General features: G+C 40.3%; 14 protein-coding genes. 11 read left to right on the top strand and 3 right to left on the bottom strand.

From position 1 onward, the window contains the following. Positions 1-21 precede the first annotated feature (21 nt). Entirely contained in the window at positions 22-1167 is a 1146-nt protein-coding gene (locus EHS13_RS27275; RefSeq protein ID WP_155703409.1) for a WD40/YVTN/BNR-like repeat-containing protein, read from the top strand. Here EHS13_RS27275 and EHS13_RS27270 read toward each other — a convergent pair. Both EHS13_RS27270 and EHS13_RS27265 read right to left on the bottom strand, forming a co-directional pair. Continuing rightward, positions 1152-2969: a cache domain-containing sensor histidine kinase gene (locus tag EHS13_RS27270; RefSeq protein WP_155703408.1), complete on the bottom strand. Its 1818-nt coding sequence runs from the start codon at positions 2967-2969 to the stop codon at positions 1152-1154. The two genes, EHS13_RS27275 and EHS13_RS27270, sit on opposite strands and share 16 nt — an antisense overlap. Continuing rightward, positions 2950-4563 (bottom strand): response regulator transcription factor, encoded by a 1614-nt coding sequence (locus EHS13_RS27265; RefSeq protein ID WP_155703407.1) that lies wholly within the window; start codon positions 4561-4563, stop codon positions 2950-2952. Before EHS13_RS27265 ends, EHS13_RS27270 begins: the two co-directional genes overlap by 20 nt. 129 nt (positions 4564-4692) lie before the next feature. On the opposite strand from EHS13_RS27265, the gene EHS13_RS27260 reads away from it, so the two are divergent. The 10 genes from EHS13_RS27260 (at position 4693) to EHS13_RS27215 (ending at position 22061) form a co-directional block, all read left to right on the top strand. Next, complete coding sequence (locus EHS13_RS27260) at positions 4693-5625, top strand: ABC transporter permease (protein WP_155703406.1); 933 nt, start codon at positions 4693-4695, stop codon at positions 5623-5625. 35 nt (positions 5626-5660) lie between these two features. Then, entirely contained in the window at positions 5661-6548 is an 888-nt protein-coding gene (locus EHS13_RS27255; protein ID WP_155703405.1) for a carbohydrate ABC transporter permease, read from the top strand. Between the two features lie 58 nt (positions 6549-6606). Beyond that, positions 6607-8217 (top strand): ABC transporter substrate-binding protein, encoded by a 1611-nt coding sequence (locus EHS13_RS27250; protein ID WP_155703404.1) that lies wholly within the window; start codon positions 6607-6609, stop codon positions 8215-8217. 88 nt (positions 8218-8305) lie between these two features. Continuing rightward, on the top strand, positions 8306-11410 hold the full coding sequence (locus tag EHS13_RS27245) for an alpha-L-rhamnosidase (protein WP_162463272.1): 3105 nt from the start codon (positions 8306-8308) through the stop codon (positions 11408-11410). Between the two features lie 58 nt (positions 11411-11468). Further along, positions 11469-14660, top strand: coding sequence for a glycosyl hydrolase (locus EHS13_RS27240; protein ID WP_155703402.1), 3192 nt, complete (start codon positions 11469-11471; stop codon positions 14658-14660). 3 nt (positions 14661-14663) lie between these two features. Further along, entirely contained in the window at positions 14664-16469 is a 1806-nt protein-coding gene (locus EHS13_RS27235; RefSeq protein ID WP_155703401.1) for an ABC transporter ATP-binding protein, read from the top strand. Positions 16470-16636: 167 nt separating this feature from the next. After that, positions 16637-16951 (top strand): hypothetical protein, encoded by a 315-nt coding sequence (locus EHS13_RS27230; RefSeq protein ID WP_155703400.1) that lies wholly within the window; start codon positions 16637-16639, stop codon positions 16949-16951. A 121-nt stretch (positions 16952-17072) separates the two neighbouring features. Then, complete coding sequence (gene cls / locus EHS13_RS27225; RefSeq protein ID WP_155703399.1) at positions 17073-18509, top strand: cardiolipin synthase; 1437 nt, start codon at positions 17073-17075, stop codon at positions 18507-18509. A 79-nt stretch (positions 18510-18588) separates the two neighbouring features. Then, the gene (locus EHS13_RS27220; protein ID WP_155703398.1) at positions 18589-18939 is read left to right on the top strand and encodes a hypothetical protein; all 351 of its coding nucleotides are present in this window, start codon (positions 18589-18591) and stop codon (positions 18937-18939) included. Between the two features lie 998 nt (positions 18940-19937). After that, the gene (locus EHS13_RS27215; protein ID WP_155703397.1) at positions 19938-22061 is read left to right on the top strand and encodes an EAL domain-containing protein; all 2124 of its coding nucleotides are present in this window, start codon (positions 19938-19940) and stop codon (positions 22059-22061) included. Here EHS13_RS27215 and EHS13_RS27210 read toward each other — a convergent pair. Continuing rightward, a complete protein-coding gene (locus EHS13_RS27210) occupies positions 22058-22690 on the bottom strand; it encodes a GntR family transcriptional regulator (RefSeq protein WP_155703396.1) in 633 nt (210 codons plus the stop codon). The genes EHS13_RS27215 and EHS13_RS27210 overlap by 4 nt on opposite strands. Positions 22691-22694: the final 4 nt, after the last annotated feature.

Below are 22694 nucleotides of genomic sequence, written 5' to 3'. Positions count from 1 at the left end.
TTATTTGATATATGGAGGATTATGAAAAAATCTATTGTTATGCTCACAATCATCCTATTGCTAGCTGGCTGTAAGTCAGAGATTTCAGCAACTATGGCTCCAACAGCAACCGTAATGACATCGACACCAACCAACTTACCAACAATGACACCAATTATAACTCCTGAACCTACAGCTATACCTGAATTAGAGAGATTTCTGTTTCCTTTCCCAGGTGAACGCCTAGCATTTAACCACGAAGAAAGCGATATAACGGGTTGGGCTATTACACGAGATAATCGAGATCAGGGTCTGCAGATTTCTTATACAGAAAATAAGGGAGTGGATTGGTTTACAACAATTCTACCTACAAAACAGCCATGGGAAAAAGAAGTCGATCAGAAGCATTTATTTGCTTCGTTAAACGCAACTGGCCCAAGCTGGATTATGCTAGCCTTACCTTTTGAATCTGTGGATGGAGTGTACAATAAAACACTATACCGTTCAGATGATAAGGGAAGATCGTGGGCTTTATTAGGTGACTTTACTAGTGTAATTGAGGGTGAGCTTAAAGAGATTTTATTCATTAATGACAAAGAGGGCTGGGTTACAACCAATTATCGAGGAACGGACATTATTCCGTTGTATCATACTGTTGATGGTGGAGTAACATGGAGTCTTGAAGCTCTTCCGCAGGAAAAGGGTTTTCGTTATGCAAATGTAAGTATCCCATATTTTGACTCAGTGGGGCATGCTACAGTGAAGGTTGAATATATAAGCGATGCTGGCAAAAAAACCGTTTATTACGAATCGACTGATAATGGCAGCACTTGGCAGCTTTTCACGTTTAACTCTATTCTGAAATTAAATGGTGATAAGGCAGCACTTGAGGTAGTCAGGCAATTTGCAGTAGCATGGCAAGGCCAGAATGAGAAGAAAGTAAGCTCATTATTCGAGATAAGATCAGCTGAATACGTCTCCGAATACACCTCACAGCTGAAAAAGCATAAGAATACTTTCTATAGTGCTTATTCATTCTTACAGCCAAATGATCCGACTCCTGCCGAGTTTTGTATGAATCTTTATTATCAGAATGATGGGCAGACAGAAAATGAGGTTGGGAGAATGTCAGTCTGTCTGCGTCAACAACCTAAAAGTGATAAGTGGAAGATCTATATGCTGGATTGAGTGACATTGGTTTGGATGGGTAAAGTGATGAGGACTGTCGTCCCGGTTTTTTTATTATATCCATAAGAAATCCCATATTCTTCCCCATAAAGCAACTTGATTCGCTTATTAATATTATTGACACCATAGCCATGGAAGGCGTCTACCGTATTCATCTTGAAGATAGTATTAATCTTTTCCTCCGAGATTCCCACTCCATCATCTTTTAGTTCGAGAATAAATTTGTGCTCATCCATATATCCACTTATCGTAATCGTGCCTCGCTCTTCCTCTGTTTCGAGAATTCCATGAATAATGGAGTTCTCGATCAGAGGCTGCAAGGTAATCTTTGGGAGCTTGTATGCATAAAACTCATCAGGAACATCAATAATTAGGTTAATCCCATTCTTAAACCTCGCATTTTGAATATCAACGTAGGCTTGAATATGTTCAAGTTCATTTCTGATTGTAACAATGTCTTCCCCTTTGCTTAAGCTTAGCTTATAGAATTTAGATAAAGCTTGGACAACCTCATAAATACTTTCTTCCTTTATTCTCAAGGCCTTCCAATAAATAAGGTCTAATGTATTGTAGAGAAAATGGGGGTTTATTTGTGCTTGAAGCGCTTTTAATTCCATGGATTTAACATCCTGGCCTAATGCGTATTTCTCTTCCAATAGTTGTGTTACTTTAGTGATCATCGAGTTGAAATTACGTGATAGCTCACCGATTTCATCCTTGCTTTCGTGCTTGATCCGCACATTGAAATCACCTTGTTTTACACTTTTCATTTGGGAAATTAGACTGCGTATTCTTCTTGTTCCCGATGCTGCTGCGAAGAAGGCAAGTGGCAGCGTGAAGGGGATGATAAATAACGTAATCCATAACATTTGTTTAATTGCTTTGCCTTGTGAGGCAAGGATTTCTGCATAAGGGATAAAGATTACTAAATGCCAATCAACACCAAAAACCCTTTGCAAACCGACTAAGTAATCTTTTCCATCAATAGTATGTTTTTTCCAAATGCCTGTATTTAAATTGCTAATCAAATCTTGGCTGGGCAGATTAGATAATAAATGGATATTATTAGAATCGGTTGAAGATGACTTGCTTAAAATTTCATCTTTGTTATTCAATAAATAAACAGAAGAGTTTTTAAAGAAAGCAACATTATCAAGTATGTTGGTGATGAGAGTTTCGGGTACATCCAGCCTAATAAATCCGAGAAAATCGTCGAGATTTTCTAATTTAGCTATTCCTCTTGCTACTGAAATATATTTGGTTGTTGATTCGTAAGTATCTGAGGGTGTAGAGGTATCTTGAAACCATTCAAATATGCTAGTTTTCGAGCTTAGTTTGGAATACCAAACCGTATTGAAGATTCTTGAAGTGTTCAAAAAATCATAGCTCTCGTTAAAAGTAGTTATGGCTTCTTGGGTATATATCGTTGTCTGGGCAATCTCAATGCTTGGTTTCGCGTTATAGAATTGTTTGCGGATCTCTGATAAATCAAAGCCCCAGAATCCCATGCGATTCACATAATACTCAGATTTAGTTTTCAAGATTTTTAGGACCGTATCGTTCGTAGAAACCACAGTTAAATAGGTTTTAATAATATCAATTTTGTTCTCCAAAAGTGTCCGATTCTGCTCGAAGGTTTGTTGGGAGGAATACTGCGCTTGCTTCTCTAAATCCTTGGAAGCAATATAATTATTGACCAGGATGAAGATGATAAAAGGCACCGAGATCAGCAGGAGATATTGGATAAAAAGTTTATATCGTAAATTCAGATCACTATAGAAGCTAAAGAGTTTTTTTATCATATAAATGCTTCTCCCTAAATTCCGAAGGAGTGGAACCCGTATATTTCTTGAATAAAGTGGAGAAATAATTCGTATCGGTTAAACCAATGCTGGTTGTTATATCGTATAGCTTCATATTCCTATCCTTGAGATATTCTTTAGCTTTCTCAATCCGCAGCTCCGTGATGTGTTCGTTAATAGTCCGACCTGTGGATTTCTTGAAATAAGCACAAAGATAGGTTTGGCTTAAATGAGTGTGTTCTGCAATGGATTGGATCGAAAGCTGATTACTAGTGCAGTGGCTCAATATGAATTTTTTAATTTCACCGATTTTAGCGATTGTATTCTCTTTACTATCTGGTTTAAGCAAGATAATTTCAATATTCGTTATTAAGAAGTCGGATAATTCTTGTAATGTCGTTCTTGCTTCGGATTCCTGCCATACGGGAATATTCTCATTGATATCGCCTGAATCTACAATACTCCACTGCATGGTGACCTCAAATAAAATCCGCAGGAATTTAAAATATATATTTCTTATTTTATTAGTATCAGGGTCATAGGCTTTAGCAATATCTGTGGTTAAATGCTTAACAAGAATAATTAGTTCATCGGCGGATGAATTTCTCAATAGCTTTCTGAATTGCGAATATAAGGTTTTATCAATTTCAAAGCTTAGAACAGGGAAGGTATTCGGATGGAAAATTTGGTTGACTCCATAATAAAATTGCTGCTTTACGGTTTCAAGTGATGATTTATATAAATCAGGAAAATCAATGCTCTGATTGGAGCTAATGCTGTAACCGATTGAACTGCTATATAAATTGGATGCCGGACGAAGCAGCTCTAGAAGACTGTCGCCAAAGGCTTTGGTTTTTAAACTATGTGGATCTGACTTCTCATCGTTTGCAGCAATAATAAGATAATTGTCATTGACGAAACCGGCAATAAACCTGTAATTGAGGAATGGATTGCAATGGCTCAGTGTCTTCAAAATAGTATGTTTAATGAGTGATTTTTCATCGTTGGTAATGCTAGCCTTCCAATTTAGAACGGTACAGATTACCAATACATTCCCTTCAGTATGGAGGGGAATAGCATCCGTTCCATATTGATTAATTAAATCGCTAAGCTCCGTTTTATTGAGAATTAACTCCAATATTATTTCTTGGCGCAGCAGATGAATATTCTCATTAAAGCTATTCAGGAGAAGTGTCTGATTCGCTTTTTCATTCGTTGCCTCCAATAATCTTGGAACGATTTTTTGGAATAAAGCTTTCAATTCTTCGAGGTCAATTGGTTTCTCTAAGTAATCTACAGCGCTTAATTGTATGGCTGATTTAAGGTAGTCTTTATCCGAAAAACCACTAAGGAAAATGATCATGCAATCGGGAAATAGCTCGCGAATTTTTTTGGATAGCTCAATGCCATTCATCTTAGGCATGCGGATGTCGGTGAGGAGAATGGAAGGGCTGTAATGCTCTGCAAGCTTAAGTGCAGCTAAGCCATTTTCAGCTGATCTTACATTATCAATACCCCATTCTGACCAAGGTACTAGCTCTTCTAGACTGCTTCTTGTGGTCTCTTCGTCATCTACTATCATTAAGTTAATCATTTATTAACACCTCATCTGTACATAATAGAATAACAAAGATATCGTAACTTTATCATGTGGTAATCTTATTGTAAACGCTTTATTATGAAAGCGTACCCAATAAAAAAACAAAAGTTAAGAGGTGCTTGAATGAATACAGTCAGAAGAAAAAAGGGCTTCTTATACGAAATTGCTAAAAATAAAATTCTTTATTTAATGTTCCTGCCAGTGGCATTTTACTTTTTAATATTTGCTTATCTACCCATGCCAGGAATAATAATAGCGTTTAAGAACTTCTCTTATTCTGGTTTGATTTTTGGCAGTGAATGGAATGGATTAGAGAATTTCAGGTATTTCTTTGAATCAGGCAAGCTGCTGCAGGTTACGGTTAATACCGCTATTTATAACATGGTCTTTCTCGGATCAAGCACAGTTATTGCCATTATGTCGGGTATATTCATTGCCGAAATGACAGGTAAATATTTCAAGAAAGTTGCGCAAAGCTTTATGTTTCTTCCTTACTTTATTTCATGGGTTACGGTTGCTGCTTTTTTCTACAATATTTTCAATTTTGATTTTGGAGTATTGAACACCTTGCTTCGCAAGCTTAGCATGACACCTGTGGACATTTATTCGAACCCAACGATTTGGATGTTTCTATTGCCTTTCTTCTATATTTGGAAGACTATCGGTTTTACTAGTGTTCTATACCTTGCGGCAATTATGGGTATTGACTCAGAGAGCTATGAATCAGCCAAGATAGACGGTGCCAATATCTTTCAACGGATTAGGCATATCACTTTACCGGCACTTACTCCAACTATTATCACCTTAATATTATTAGGTATCTCAAGAATTATGCGTGGAGAATTTGATATGTTCTATCAGCTAGTTGGGGAGAATGGCCTGCTGCTTGATAAAACAGACATTATCGATACATTGGTTTTTAGATCCTTAGTTTCATTAAATGACTTTGGAATGGCATCTGCTGCTGGATTTTATCAATCGATCTTAAGTTTTGTAGCTATATTCGGTGTCAATTATTTAGTCAAGAGATTCAATAGTGATTATGCATTGTTCTAAACTTATTAATCCATTAGGGAAAGGTGGCTTCACCTATGAAACATAGTAAAGACATGCAGTTATTTAATATCTTTGCTTATCTATTTGTTGGTTTATTAGCGGCAGCGGCTGTGATTCCATTTTACTTACTTGTAGTCAACTCCTTGCAATCCGAAGATAGCGTCATGCAATTTGGTTACTCTATATTACCAACCGAGTTCAATCTTTCCGCTTATAAATTCATTTTTGAAAGGCCAGAAAAGGTCCTTCACGCTTACATGGTATCCATATTCGTAACAGTGGTGGGAACGGTTATTGCTTTATTCTTCTCGTCCATGACGGCTTATGTATTATCGAGGAAAGATGTTAAATACCGCAATCCAATGGCCTTTTATCTTTTTTTCACAACATTGTTCAGCGCAGGATTGGTCCCCTATTACTTATTGGTCACTAATTATATGCATATCAATGATACGCTGCTAATCCTATTATTATCCAACATGTTTAACATTGTTTATCTGCTAATTATCCGTTCCTATATAGCTAATAGCATTCCAGATGCTGTTTCTGAATCAGCCAAGATTGATGGAGCTAATGATTTCTTTATCTATCTTAAAATCATTCTTCCACTGATGAAACCTGCCTTAGCAGCTATCGGGTTATTCCAAGCTTTAAACTATTGGAATGATTGGTATTCCGCTTCCTTGTTTATTTCTAAGGAGAATTTGCATCCACTCCAGTACATGCTGTTAAGTATCCTGCGAAATTCTACATTCGCACAGAAGCTGTTGTCCCAAAGCGGTGGGGTTGCGCTTACTGCATTACCGCAAGAGACCATCAAGCTGGCATTGACAGTCGTAGCGACTGGACCGATCGTCTTGTTATATCCATTCATTCAAAGGTATTTTGTTGCTGGCTTGACGATTGGATCCGTAAAAGGGTAAAACTGGTTAACCCCGCGATCAAGCGGTTTAACATATAATAAAACAGGAGGTTCTAACAATGAGAATTAAAAAGGGAATGAGCTTAACAATTGTAATCATGTTATGCGTAATGTTAGTATTATCGGCTTGCTCGAAAAAGGAAGCGGCGACGCCAAGTGCTGCTCCAAGTGCTGCACCAGCTGAATCAGCGGCTGTCGCAACTGAAGCCCCAGTAGTAGAAGCAACTCCGGAACCAGTGGCAACTGCTGCTCCGCTTGAGAAGGTTGTACTTAACTTCGTGCTGCTAGGCGAAGCTCCAGTAGACTATAATGCAGTTATGGCTGAGGTTAACAAGAAGCTTGAGCAAGACATTAATGCTACAATCGAAACAAAATTCATTCCTTTTGGAGATATAGAAACCAAATATCCATTGGTGCTTGCTTCTCAACAGGATTGGGATGTAATCTATGGAAATATCCATTATGGTGAAAACGCATCCAAAGGTGGATATCGTGAAATTCTAATGGATGATGTTAAAAAATTAATGCCGCTTACAGATAAAGCAACAACAGCTGCTCAGTGGGGAGATACTTTGGTTGGCGGTAAAATCTACATGATTCCACAAAGCTTCGTAGAATTAGGAGTTGGCTCTGGATTTTATAGAGAAGATCTTAGAGTGAAATACAATGTTCCGGAAATTAAGAAAGCTCAAGATTTGGAAGCGCTTTTCCAAGCTGTTAAAGACAATGAAAAAGGAATCGCACCTTTCGACGGAACGGCTGATGATATTAGAGGGTTGTTCGCAATGATGGTGGATGGTTGGTTAACTAAAAGAGAATTGCCACAAGTATTTAACTTCAATCCAGATAATAAAGAATTCAAGGTTTCTGGTTTAATGGATCCAGATTTCGTGCCTATCTATACTGCAGCAGCTAAAACAATGAAGAGCTGGGTGGATAAAGGGTTGCTTCCTAAAAACGCTTTTGCACAGAAAACATCTGCATATGAGCTATCAAGAGTGGGGAAAACAGCTTATTGGGGAAATGCATTTGAGAACTATGTGAATTATGAAGCAGAAATGAAAGCAAAAGGTTGGGCACTAGGAGCAATTCCTGCATTGACACCTAACGGTACTGGAACTCAACGTCCTGCCACTGGTAATGGCTTTGCTTTCTCACCTAAATCGAAGAACTATGAAAGAGCTTTAATGGCAATTGACTTGCTTCACCAAGATAAATCCTACAATATGCTTCTAGCTTTTGGTGTTGAAGGCAAGAACTATGTAATGAATGCAGAAGGCAAGCTAGCTTTGGCTCCTGGAATTGATGCTTCCAAGAATCCTTATCCGATGTACCAAGCTGGTTGGTGGTCCAATAACAGAGATCAATGGCCGCCGTTAGAAAACTATAGCGAAGGTTACATCAATATGAAAAAGGATTTACAAGCTCATGCAGTATCCTATTTGTTAGATGGATTTAATGTCAACACAGATAAGTTTAAAACAGAAGTAGCAAACATCAATAACGTTATTAAGCAATATGCAGCACCGATCGAGCTTGGAATTGTTAAGGATGTAGATAAAGCAGTTGCTGAGCTAGTCGACAAATTGAAAAAAGCCGGCGCTGATAAAGTAATGGACGAAATGAAGTTACAAGCAGCACAATTTGTTAAGGATCATACTTTGCAATAAGGATTTGTTAATAATAGAAGCTGCCCCGAGTTACTGGGGGCAGTTTTTATTTAAACACTAATAGAGCCTGAGAATGGAGGACTCGGTAATGAGCAACATTACAATTGGCGAAATTAAACCCTTTGATTTGAAAACAGATAGTCGAATAAACCCTTTAGGTATCGATAACAAGGAGCCGATGTTTAGCTGGAAGCTTGCTGCTTCCAAGCGAGATCAGAAGCAATCAGCTTATCGCATAATAGTTGCTTCGAGCTTAGGTGACATATGGGATAGCGGAATGGTACATTCAGACGAAACTCTGCAGATTAAATATCGAGGCAGTAAGCTGAGCTCAGGTCAACGTTGTTATTGGCAGGTCATGGTTTGGGATGGAAATCTAGCCGCTTCGGAATGGAGTACTGAAGCATCGTTTGAAATGGGTTTACTAAGAGCTGAGGATTGGAAAGGCGATTGGATTGGAGGGAATTCAAGCAACAATCCGCTGTCGAAGAGTAACTGGATTTGGCATCAGAATCAAAAGGTTATCCCAGCTAGCCATAGGCTCTATTTTCGGAAGGTATTACTTGTTCCTGAGGATAAAAAAATCCAACAAGCGATTTTTTATGGAACCTGTGGCAATCCCTTTACTGTTTTTGTCAATGGCAGCACAGTCGCTAAGATGAATCAACCATGGAGACAGGATTGGTCATCGCCTTTTTATCATATTGATTTTACAGAGCACTTAAAGTCAGGGGAAAACTATCTTACTTGTGAAGCAGAGGATCAAGGCTCAGAATTTGACGGATTTATCGGCAGCTTTGTAATTGAATTTGCAGATGGCTCTTGCGAGATAATTAGCACAGATTCCACCTGGGTGATCTCGGAGGATGCATCAGCGGACGCTTCAAATTGGACGGTCGCTGAACAGATTGCTGAATACGGGGATCAACCATGGGGGGCGATTAAAAGGCGAGGGCCAGCTCCCTTGCTTAGAAAAGAATTTCAAACAGGCAAAGCTGTGGAGCAATCTAGACTTTATATTTGTTGTCTGGGTTATTATGAGCTAAGTTTAAATGGACAGCGAGTGGGTGACGCGATATTGCAGCAAGATTATACGCAATTTATTAAACGAGTCCATTATTCTACCTTTGATATAACTGAGCTGTTAGCCCAAGGTGGCAACTGTCTAGGTGTTGAGCTAGGCAGAGGTTATTATGCATATGGCAAGGATTGGGTAGGTCCTAATCCAAATTTCTCTAATCCTAATGATGCCTTAACTGAACCGCAGTTCCTACTTCAACTTATAACAGAATATTCAGATGGAACGATCTCCACTATTGCCAGCGATAGTTCATGGGCAACAATAGATGGGCCAACTCGAGATGATAATATTTGGTATGGAGACAAGTATGATGCGAGATTGGAGCAAAGTGGCTGGAACCAATTCGGTTTTCAGGAAAAGGGCTGGGTAGAGGTTGCTGAGCGAAGTGGAATTGCCGGGCTTAAACAAGCTACTCGAGTTCCTCCTATCCGCATTCTAGAAACAAGCAGCTGTGTGAATATCGCTGAACCGAAGCCAAATGTGTACATATATGATGTAGGAAAAGTGACTGCTGGCTGGGTGCGTCTGATCGTAGAAGCTGTCCGAGGTACGCGGGTTAAACTGACCTATGGGGAAAGACTGCGCACGGATGGGACGCTTGATATCTGGAAGGATGGCAACAATTTTCAATTCTGGGAGACAGCGCAGGTAGATAGTTATATATGTAAAGGTAGTGGAACAGAAGATTGGGAGTCTAAATTCAGCTACAAGGGCTTTCGTTATGTACAAGTCGAAGGTTTGAGTAAACCTTGTCAGCTGGAAGCGTTAATTTTCCATAATGATGTTGAGACAATCGGCAGCTTTTACTGCTCCAATTCCTTATTTAACCGAACTCATCAAATTATGGTCGATACGATGCTGAATAATTTTCATAGTGTCCCTACAGATACGCCTGCTCATGAAAAGCGAGGCTGGACTGCAGATGGTCAGGTAATTGCAGAATGTGCGGTCATGAACTTTGATTTATCCACATTCTTCCCTAAGTGGGTGCAGGATATGGAGGATACTCAAAGTGAGCTGGGTGAGATCTCTCATACTTGCCCAGGCCCACTCGATTATCCGCCAACACCTGCATGGATGTCCGCTTATATCATTGTTCCTTGGACTTTATATGAATATTATGGCGACAGTGAAACTCTAAGCAAGCATTATATCGGCATGAAAAAATATCTCCAGTATGAGCTTGATCGTTTAGTGGATGGTGTCAGCTCAGATATGCATTACGCCGATTGGTGTGCTCCGGGTGGTAAAGGGATTGAAGGTGCTGCATTGTTATCTACCTTATATGTGTATCATTCCTGTGTACTTATGTCACGAATTGCAGGTATAGTTGGAGTTGAAGTGGATAGCTCCTATTATTCGGATGAAGCAGCTAAGCTCGCGAATACAATGAATAATAAGTTCTTTGATAATGAGAAGCAGATATATCACACCGATATCGAAGTCGGTTATCGTCAGGCATCCAATGTGCTGCCTTATGCTTTTGGTATAGTTCCAGAGATGAGCAAGATGAGAGTAATTGATAATCTAGCTGATGATATTCTCCTGCGAAATAAGGGTCATTTGAATACCGGCTGCTTTGGGACCAAATATCTGGCACCTGTATTAACCGAGGGCGGCAGGGGGGACGTAGCTTTTACATTAGCGATAAAAGAAACTTATCCGAGCTGGGGGTATTGGCTAGCCAATGGTGCAACGACCTGTTGGGAAGGCTGGGAATTGGAAGTGAGGTCATACGATCATTTCTTCTTAGGCACGCTAGATGATTGGTTTTATAAGCATTTGGCAGGTATTCAGCCAGAATCTGCAGGCTTCAAAACAAGTATAATCAAGCCCTATGTGCTTGGAGACCTCATCTATGCGGAGGGAAGAATTAATACGGTTAGGGGATGGATTGAATCTAAGTGGGAAAGAGAAGAGAACGTTATACGCTTGGAGATAACTGTTCCCGTTAATACAACAGCAACTGTATATGTGCCGAAGCTAGGTAGTCGAGCTTTGGAAGAAAGCGGCAACTCGATTGAGCATGCAGATGGGGTTAGCTTCTTGGGTGAAATTGCTGGATTCTGGATCGTCCATGTGCAGTCTGGAGCCTATTATTTTAAAGCCTAAATTATATCTATATGAAAGAGATTCCTCTTAAAATTAAAACATAGGAGCTAAATAAAATATGGGAGAACAATTGGAATTATACAATTTGTTTAAGCAGCCGACAGCAGCATTTAGAGGGAAACCCTTCTGGTCATGGAACGGAACGTTAGATAAAGCTGAATTGCTGCGTCAGCTTGAGGTTTTTAAAGAAATGGGCTTTGGCGGAGTGTTTATGCATTCGCGTACGGGTCTTGCTACAGAATATCTGGGGGATGAATGGTTTGATTTAATTAATGCTTGTGCGGAAGAAGCGGAAAAGCTAGGCATGGAGGCTTGGTTGTATGATGAAGATCGTTGGCCTAGCGGGACAGCAGGAGGAATTGTCACAGAGGAGCCACGCTTCCGCTTGAAGTTTATTCGCCTGCAGATTGTATCTTCTGAGCAATTTGTCTGGAAGGACGATGTGATTGCTGCTTTTCAATGCAGGATCAAAGGAATGGTATTTACAGATTTAAAGAGATTATCACAGGAACAGGAACAGGCAGTTGAGACACAGGCTGGCACAAGCATCTTGGTTTTCACAATTACTGAACAGCAGAAAGAAAGCTTTTATAACGGCTATACGTATCTGGATACACTTAATCGTGAAGCGGTAGATAAGTTCATTGAGCTGACGCATGAAAAATATAAATCAAAAAGCGGCAAGCATTTCGGCAAAGCGATTAAAGGTATTTTTACGGATGAACCGCATCGTGGGACTTTAATGGATGGGTTTGGCATTGATAATGAAGCTAAAGAATGGCATTCACCCTGGACGTATACGTTATTTGAACGTTTTGAAGCAGCCTATGGCTATGATTTAATCGAGAAACTGCCTGAACTGTTCCTTAAGTCTGAGGGCCAATCTTTCTCTCAAGTGAAATGGCATTATGTGGATCTTTTACAGGAAATGTTTCAAGATAACTTCGCCAAGCCCATACAAGCTTGGTGTGAAGCGAATGATCTCATTCTCACAGGCCATATCTTGCATGAAGATAATTTAACAGCGCAAACGGCAATGGTTGGATCTGTCATGCGTTATTATGAGCACATGGACTATCCGGGAGTAGATGTGCTAACAGAAGGCAATTTAAATTATTGGGTGGTTAAACAGCTCTCCTCTGCAGCAAGACAACTGGGCAAAAAATGGCTGCTGTCAGAGCTCTATGGATGTACGGGCTGGCAAATGCCTTTGGAAGCACACAAAGCAGTAGGTGATTGGCAGGCACTTTTTGGAATAAATTTACGTTGCCATCATCTCTCTTGGTACACGATGGCAGGAGAAGCGAAGCGGGACTACCCGGCTAGTATTTCTTATCAATCTGCATGGTGGCAGGATTATGATTATGTAGAAGCTTATTTCTCCAGACTAGGTGTGGTCCTGTCGCAAGGGGATTCTTTGTGTGATTTATTGGTGCTTAATCCAGTGGAAAGCTTATGGGGTCAGATCTATCCAGGCTGGTCGCGTAATTTAAGCCCGCAATCCCCTGAGGTCCAAGCGCTTGAGCAAATTTACCAGAACACATTTCATTGGCTGACTGGCGAACAAATCGATTTTGACTATGGTGATGAGGAAATGCTCAGTCGTTTAGGCTCAGTTAGCGTTAATAGCTATGGAGAAGTCGTTTTCCTTGTTGGGAAATCTGCTTATCGCTCCATTCTAGTTACAGGGATGCTGACGATGAGAGCTTCGAGCTTGCAGCTGCTTGAGCAATTTAAGCAAGCGGGGGGCAGCGTTATTTTTGCTGGTGAGGTACCTTCCTATGTGGATGCACTTGCTTCGAATGCTGTACAGGAGTTAGCCCGCAATACGGTTCATGTGCCGTTTACCAAGCATGAGCTTTTGGATACATGCCGCATAACGATTCCCACCCATCTCACCTTATTTGATCTCGAGCGAGGTAAAGTACCTGATGAAATTTATGCTCAGCTTAGGGTTGATGAAGCTAGTACTTATATTGTTCTGATGAATATGAACCGTGAGAATTGGATTAGCAATGTGCGGGTTAGTATAGAAGGCAAGGGCTCCATGGAGGAATGGTTCTGTACATCAGGTGAGCGCGGATATGTAGAGTCAGTTAACGTAGATGGCAAGCTGGAATTTATGGTGGATTTCCCGCCTTCTGGTGAACATGTCTATGTGATGCATACGGAGAAAAATGCGAAAGCTGTAGCTTTAAAACCTGTCATTCGTAGGTCTACAGCTGCTGTGCAGGATTTGACAGGTCCTTATGATTATACATTGGATGAGCCTAATGTTTGTGTTCTGGATTGGGCTGCGTATAAAGTCAATGATGGAGATTGGCAGCCAGCTCAGGAAATTCTCCAGGTTGATCGCGCCATTCGCGATATATTAGGGATGCCGTATCGAACGGGCAGCATGATTCAGCCTTGGTACACACAGAAATTTAATCCGTTTGCACTAGAAGGAAAAGCTGAGATTGAGCTGTCTTTTACATTTGGTATGAAGGAAATTCCAACAGGTCCGTTATATTTGGCGATAGAAAAACCGGAGCACTTTCAGATTTGTTTTAATGGTCATGAGTTAGCGGCTGATGAGGTAACGGAATGGTGGGTAGATCGCTGTTTTGTAAAAATCGCAATTCCAGCAGCTTATTGCCTGTTAGGGAATAATGCGGTTGAGCTGAAAACGCTGTACCACCAGGGAATTGATTTAGAAGCCATCTATATTCTTGGAGAATTTGGTGTGCTGCTTGCTGGTAATCATAAAACGATTAATCGGTTGCCGGAGCAGCTTGCCATTGGGTGTATTACCCAACAAGGGTTTCCTTTTTATGGGGGTTTGCTTAGTTACTTCATTACAAACGATAAAGTTAAAGCAGCATTAGAGCTTCTCAGTCCAAAAGAGCTGAAAGCGAACGATGAAATTATGCTGTCACTGCCTAATTTTGAAGCAGCTTGCATCAAGGTGAGAACTTCAGGGCGAGCTGATCAGATGATAGCTTGGCAGCCATATGAAGCTGAAATTTCGGATATTGCAGGCTTATCTGCTGCAGATTCGATTCGGCTGGATGTAATTCTAACGCGTCGCAACACATTTGGTCCATTACATCAATTGCCATTGCTCACTTGGGCTTATGGGCCTGAAAATTGGGTAACCGAGGGTGAGAAGTTTTCGGCGGATTATGTATTGATGCCAGCAGGCTTGTTAAGTGCTCCACAACTGATTAGGAAAATAGCTATCCAGACAACAAGTACAAGGCAGGGATGACCGTTGAAGGATAGAGCCGACCAATTATTCGAGGATGAGATGGATCTCAATACCTTATTCGAGAATAAACATACTCACCATACGAACGCAGTGAAAGTGCTCTTGAGCTTATATAGACGCCACGCGGGTAAGATTGCTTTATCGCTCTTGTTTTTTATTATTCGCAGCTCACCTGTTTGGGTTGTACCGATTGTTATGGCCAATGTGATTAACGCTATTAGCCGTTCAGACAAGCACTCCATTAATGAAATTTGGCTCAACGTGGGTATCTCGATTTTTCTAATGCTGCTGTATATCCCCATGCATACGATTCATGTCAGCTTCATGAGCAAAGCTATTCGTTACGTGGAAGCGGGCTTGCGCAGTACATTGGTGCGTAAGCTGCAGATGCTTTCAATGGGGTATCATGGCGATCTGCAAGGCGGCAAAGTCCAATCCAAAGTGCTTCGAGATGTAGAAGCTATAGAGTTTCTATCACGCCAAACAATGACTACCTTGCTGCCAGCAGCTATTTATTTGATCGGGACGGCGATAATTGTCTTCAATAAAAGCTGGATAGTGGGTTTATTCTTTTTGATGATTATTCCGTTTGGGGTTACGATGGTTTATTTGTTTCGCAAGCGGATTAGCCAGAATAACCGGCAGTTTAGAATGCACATTGAAGACATGTCGAGCAAGGTTTCAGAAATGGTCGAAATGCTGCCTGTTACCAGGGCTCATGGATTGCAAAAGGTAGCCGTATCGAAAATTGATCCTACTCTGAAAAAACTGATGGATCAAGGCTATAAGCTCGATTTGATTGAAGCCTATTTTGGATCATCTAGCTGGGCTGTGTTTCAGGTTTTTCAGATGCTAAGCTTAGCTTTTACTGGCTATCTGGCTTATCAAGGCAAGATTCAGGTTGGGGACGTGGTCATGTACCAAACCTTTTATAATGTCATTTTAGGCTCAATCACCCAGATTACCAATGTTTATCCGATACTGGCTAAAGGCTTAGAATCGGTACATTCTATTACGGAAATGCTGATATCGGATGATCTAGAGGAATATTCAGGGCATGAGAAAATCGACAAGGTTAAAGGGAATATTGAATTTCAACAAATAAGCTTCCAATATCGCAATACGCAAAGTCATACCCTGCGCAATATTAGCTTACAGGTTCGCGCTGGTGAATGCATTGCATTAGTTGGTGAATCGGGCTCAGGGAAATCGACAATGCTGAACTTGATGATCGGTTTTTATCGGCCGCAGGAAGGGAAAATCATTATTGATGGTATCCCGATGGATGAACTCGAAATGCAGACATATCGCAGTAAGATAGCTGTTGTACAGCAGCATAGCATTCTGTTTGCTGGGACGGTAAGGGACAATATTACTTATGGACTGCCATCTGTTAGTGATGAGCAGCTGTGGGTTGCTATTGACGCGGCAAATCTCCGCTCGGTTATCGAAGGTATGCCAGATGGCTTGAATACCAAGATCGGCGAGCATGGAGGCAGCCTCTCAGGTGGACAGCGCCAGCGAATTGCCATTGCAAGGGCTATTGTCAGAAATCCACGCATTATCCTGTTAGATGAAGCGACCTCTGCATTGGATAACAAATCCGAGTATTTGGTGCAATCCGCAATGAATCGCTTGATTGCAGGCAGAACAACCTTTATCGTGGCGCATCGCCTCTCGACCATTCGTCATGCCGATCGAATCATTGTCATGAAAAAAGGAATTATTGTAGAGATAGGAACCTTTGAGGAATTGATGGAGAAGCAAGAGGAATTCTATAGTATGCAAAGCGTCCATGAGGCTAATTGAAATGAATAGTTGTAAAGCGACTTCTTTCGTCCGATAAAGACCCCTGGCGAAGAAGTCTTTTTTGTGCTTAAACGAGATAGAATGTGTTAGAATCTATTAGGAGATATTTATAAAGTCGAAAATATGAAAAAAAGGGGAACATTGATTTAGATCAGAACGACGAGGTTGTGCTGGCTTTTGGAATATCGGATGATAATCCCCTTTCCACGATAATTGCTAAATCTTATGTCTTAAAAGATAGTAATGGTACAATAGAACTAGTTTTAGGTGATTTATCGGATGCTGGGAGTGGGTACGGCATGTATGAGCTTAAACTTGTGCATTTGCAGGATATGCCAAAACCCTATATCTTTTGCGGCCTTTCCAATGGGGAAGGTATGTTCGGCTTTTCCCTTTATGAGCTTACTGTATCCAGAATCCATTATGGAGGTTCTCCTGCAGTTTTTAACATTAAACATCTTAAAAGATGGGGTTTCCCCTGAAATTGACCAAAAAGCTATAAACTGGCTTTCCATTTAAAGAAGGTAGATCAGAAGTGGACAATTGACCAAATTACAAGTGATTAAGCTGCTTGATTATTTATAAAGACGGGTTGGGGTAGCATTGTTATTCTCTATACTATTTATTATTTACTTTCTAGTAAGCATCACTTTTGCTGTTACCGTTGTGTTCCTGGAAAGAAGGAATGTTGGGGCAACCTGGGCCTGGCTGATGGTCTTGTTTTTTCTCCCTGGTCTTGGTTTCGTAATTTATTTACTCTTGGGACAGAATCTTAGCCGCAGGAAAATTTATAAAATTCAAGAGGATCGGATTAAATTTGTCCAAAGCTTTATTTATGACCAGCTGGAAGAGCTGCCACATACCAAATTTAATGATCCAGAAGCCCATCGATATATGGATATGATCTATATGAATATGAAAACCGCGTATTCGGTTTATACTCAGAACAATGAAGTGGAGATTTTTACAGATGGACAAGCTAAGTTTAATTCGCTTTTTAAGTCAATCGAAGAAGCTAAAGATCATATTCATTTAATGTATTATATCGTACATGATGGCTTACTTGGACGCAGCTTGATTAATGTTCTCTCTCAAAAGGCAGCAGCTGGTGTTCAGGTGCGCTTCTTATATGATGATGTAGGCAGCTCTGATTTACCTAAGCATTTTTTTGATAAGCTGATTCAGGCTGGCGGTGAAGTGGCCGCATTCTTTCCTTCCAAAATTCCTTATTTCAATCTGAGAGTGAACTATCGCAATCATCGCAAGCTAGCCATTATTGATGGTTCCCATGGATATATTGGCGGCTTTAATATTGGGGATGAATATCTCGGATTGGATGCTTTTTTTGGGTATTGGCGGGATACACATCTAAAAATCACAGGTACTGGCGTGCTGCAAATGCAAGCGCAGTTTGGTTTAGATTGGAACTTATCGTCGACGAAGCAGATTGTTACAGATCTCAGATATTTTCCATCTCTCGAGCCAATAGGCAAGGTGGGGTTGCAGATTGTTTCAAGCGGTCCCAATCAATCGGAGGAACAGATTGAGAATGCTTATGTAAAAATGATACATACAGCAAAAGATCGTGTATTCTTGCAATCACCGTATTTCATTCCAGACGAGAGTTTAATTACAGCCTTAAAGATTGCCTCCTATTCAGGAGTAACTGTAAAGCTTATGCTTCCTGCAAAAGGAGATAACCGTTGGGTGCAATGGGCATCATTTTCTTACTTGGAGGAGCTTTTAGATGCAGGTGTGGAGTGTTATTTATATGAAAAAGGCTTTCTCCACGCAAAAACAATCGTTATTGATGGGCAAGTTAGCTCTGTAGGGACAGCTAATCTGGATAATCGCAGTTTAAAGCTCAATTTTGAAGTGAATGCTTTTATGTATGATTCCGGGATAGCGGGTCAGCTTGAACAAATATACCTCGATGATCTGAAATCATGTCGGCAGCTTACATTGACTGAACATCAGCAGCGCCCATTATCGCGCAAGCTTAAGGAAGCCATAGCCCGCTTATTGTCACCGATTCTTTAGGCTAGACGTTTGTTTCAACCAATATGATTAGGGGTAAAGTAATAATATGAAATATACTCTTATGAATGAGGTGCTTACTATGTCAACTCAATTACAGGCCTATTTTGAATCGGAAGACGCAGCTTTGGCAGTGAAGGATCAGTTGATCAAATATAACATTTCAAACCTAGAAATTGGTTTATTGGAAGATGATGGCCCAGAGGATAACATTCCGCTTGCCGTGCCAATCCTAACAGGTGGTATTACTCAAGTGAACACGGGCATAATGGGAGGCGGCGTACCTATTATTGCTGAAACGGGTCAAGGAGCTTTCCATGATGATCAATATACAATTTATCGTGCTGTGCTTACAGGGCAAGTGAATCCGGAGTCTTACGATGAAGTAATAGCCTTGGTTCAAAGCAATAATGGACATATCGAAGAAGAATAGTAGTAATAGAATGGATAGAAGCCCTCATCGCTGAGGGCTTTTTTACGTTTTGGTGCGGAATGAGCTCGATGAGAGTTATAACGCGATAAGCTGGCGTTCAGACTCCTAGAAACATACTAACTAGTCGCTTCTAAGAGATAAATCATGTTTTCAATGCTAGTAAGCCTATATTTTGTGCTAATAATAAAGTGATGGACCCTTAGATGCTTGTTAAGCACAATTTTTATGCGAGTCCTTAAGGATTTATTGGATAATTAAGGATTTTTATGGAAATAAGCATAATCTTTGTGCTTAAGACTTAAAATGCTAGCTGAGTAGACTATATAAGCATAATTCTTGTGCTTATAGCTAAATTTGAATGGACGCGGGAAAACAAATTGCCTACCGATCGACACTAAATCCTAACCCTTAAACCGCAAGCGCAGCAATCTCAGAGGCACTCAAGGCTGTATTGTAGATTGGAAAATTTCTAGCATTAGACAACGAGGTGGTGACAATTTGCGGTATTACAAAATACCATTGCAACCTGGGTCAAAGTAACCACCAGCACAGATTGGTCGCGTAGCTTTGACTTCTGCACAAATACGACCAATCTCATACGTTTCTCAGATCCCTATCTTGCTGGTATATTAGACAATTTCCGCATCTACAATAGAGCTTTAACTGCTGCTGAAATGGCCGTTCTTGCTACTTAAATATTAAGAGATTTATGGTGACTTCAAGAATAACCTTACTGTCTTATGACGGTAAGGTTATTCCAATTCTATCCAATAATTGTGTTGTAAAAAGTATGAAACACGATTAGAATAACATTAAACTACCTTTATGTAACTAACTGAGGAAAGGAAGTGAATAGGCCTCAATTCCTATAATGAAAGGCTGAAAAACAATAAATAGACTAGAAAATAGTGGAGGAATATTATTTATTGATGTGTCGATTCAATGCTACAGATAAGCTATTAACATACAAATTCATTGGAGATGGGTCGGTGAAGTAAATGGTGGGCTTAGAAAGTCAAATTAATATTCTAATGGTGGATGATCGACCAGAAAATTTATATGCTCTTGAAGCAGTCCTTGACGCACCAAGATTAAATTTAACAAAGTGCCATTCTGGTGAAGAAGCTTTAAAATGTGTTTTGATGCATGAGTACGCTCTGATTTTATTGGATGTACAGATGCCTGGACTAGACGGTTATGAAACCGCGAGGATTATTAAATCCCGCGAACGCAGCCGGGATACACCGATTATTTTTGTGACGGCAATCAATAAGGAGCTCGAGCATGTCCATTCAGGATACTCCGTAGGTGCGATTGATTATTTGTTTAAGCCATTTGATCCAGATGTGCTGAAGTCTAAGGTAGATCAGCTGATTAAGCTCTATCTGAATTCCAAAGAAATTAAGAATCAATCCAATCAGCTGCTTGAGAAAACCAAAGCGCTTGAAATGGCTAATCGTGAGTTATCGCGCGTAACCTTTGAATTACAGAAATCAGAAGCACTTCATCGTTTAGTTGGAGAAACATCCGTGGATACGATTATTATTTTAGACGAGCAACGTAAAATTATAAGCGTTAATCCCGCTATTTATCATACATTTGGCTTTACGATGATTGAGGTTTTGGGCAATAATATGAATATACTTATTTCAGAACCCAATATTAATTGGAATGAGTCTTCACAATTCTCAAGAACACAGCATTTTGAGGTTATGGCTAATGCCAAAGATGAGAGTTTATTTCCAGCGGAAGTACATATTAAAGAGAGTCGTTTAGAAGGGAACTTAATTTATGTATGTACGATTCGTGATATCTCGGATCGTAAGGAGCAAATCGAAAAGCTGAGATTCATGGCTTTTCATGACCATCTGACCAAGCTGCCTAACCGGAAAATGCTTTATGAAATGGTTGACGTAATGGTGCAGAACCAGCAAGAACCTTTTTCATTAATTTTATTGGACTTAGATCATTTCAAAGCTGTAAACGATACGCTTGGTCATCAAATTGGTGACTTATTGCTGATTAAATTAGGTGATCTGATTAATGAACTGCTATCATCCAACAAAACGATGTTTCGGCTCGGTGGAGATGAGTTTGCCATTCTGATGCCAAATAGTGAGTTGGCAATGGGAATGGAAACAGCTAGAATAGTGCTCTCACGAATTAATCAACCTATTGAAATAGACGATGTAACCTTATCCATAGGAGCAAGCTTGGGGATAGTATGCTTCCCTGAGCATGGTAAAGACATTCGAACTTTATTAAGACGTGCAGACGTTGCCATGTATACGGCTAAACGCAATGGAAACGGAATTACCGCTTACAGTAAAGAACAAGATGAGAAGGACCCTTATCGATTAATATTAATGGGAGATTTGCGAGCAGCTATTGATAAGAATGAACTATTCCTCGTCTACCAGCCTAAAGCGAATTTGCAGACCAAAGCAATAGAAGGCGTTGAAGCATTAATTCGGTGGAAGCATCCCAAGCTTGGGCTTGTGGCTCCTATTGATTTCATTCCTATAGCTGAGCAAATTGGTGTTATTAACTTAATCACAACCTGGGTGCTGACCGAAGCCATTAAACAGAATAAAAAATGGGAGCAGCAAGGTCTGGATATTGAGATAGCAGTAAATCTATCTGTGCGTAATCTGCAGGATGTTGAGCTGCCAACTCGCTTACAGGCCTTACTGGACAAGCATGAGCTATCACCACACAAAATTACTTTGGAAATTACAGAGAGCTTCATCATGTCGGACCCCAAGCATGCCAAAGAAGTCTTGATGAAAATTCACCAAATGGGGATTAAATTATCAATTGATGATTTTGGTACAGGTTATTCATCCCTAGCTTATCTGAAAAACCTGCCGGTAAATACAATAAAAATAGATAAATCTTTTATAATGGAAATGGTTTCTGATGGAGCAGATGCCATGATCGTACAATCGATTATATTCTTGGCACATAATCTTGGGTTGAAGGTCGTGGCTGAAGGCGTGGAGACTGAAGAGGTTTGGGATTTATTAAATTCATACAATTGTGATATTGCACAAGGTTATTATATAGAAAAACCATTAATGGAGCATGAATTAAAGCTTTGGTTAGAGAATTGGCAGCATTAGATCCATGTCTTCTTCAACTGCTGTAAATAGGCAAAAAGTCGAGTAGGTAAATCAACAGAAAAGCTTGATAAGGCAAACAACAGATCTGCAAGTAGATCTGTTGTTTCTATTTGGTAAGGGGCCTTCCATCTGCGAATATTCGCCAGCCAATCCAAGCGTTCGACGGATTGCTCGAACAAGCGATCCATCTCCTGATTACGGTTAGTGGAAATCAACAGCTTGAATAAACGCAGCTCCATCTTAGAACGATTCTCTGGGACAAGCTGGTTATCTGAAGCAGCTAATGAATCGGATATTTCGCGTATTTCAAGCTCCAATTCTAATGAGAATCGTTGTTGAGAATATCGGGCTTGTTCATAGGAGAACAGAATCATCGAGAAGATTAAATCTAGCAGATCACCAACTCGCTGTGCCGATGATTCAAGAATCAGGATCCCATGCTTAGGAATGATACGCAAATATCCTTCCAGCTCAAGCTGCTGCAAAGCGGCTCGCACAGGGGTTCGACTCATATCCAAGCGTTGGCTGAGCTGAATCTCAGAGGAAACGGTTCCCTTAGGAAGCTCATGGTTGTGAAGCCAATGGCGGATCGAAGTATAAGCTTTTTCACGCATGGATAACTTGTTCATGAAT

Origin of the sequence: Paenibacillus psychroresistens (assembly GCF_009728935.1) — a bacterium.
In the GTDB taxonomy this organism is placed as follows: domain Bacteria; phylum Bacillota; class Bacilli; order Paenibacillales; family NBRC-103111; genus Paenibacillus_AC; species Paenibacillus_AC psychroresistens.
Note: the sequence above shows the minus strand (reverse complement) of the source record. Positions and strands in the feature narration are given on the sequence as shown.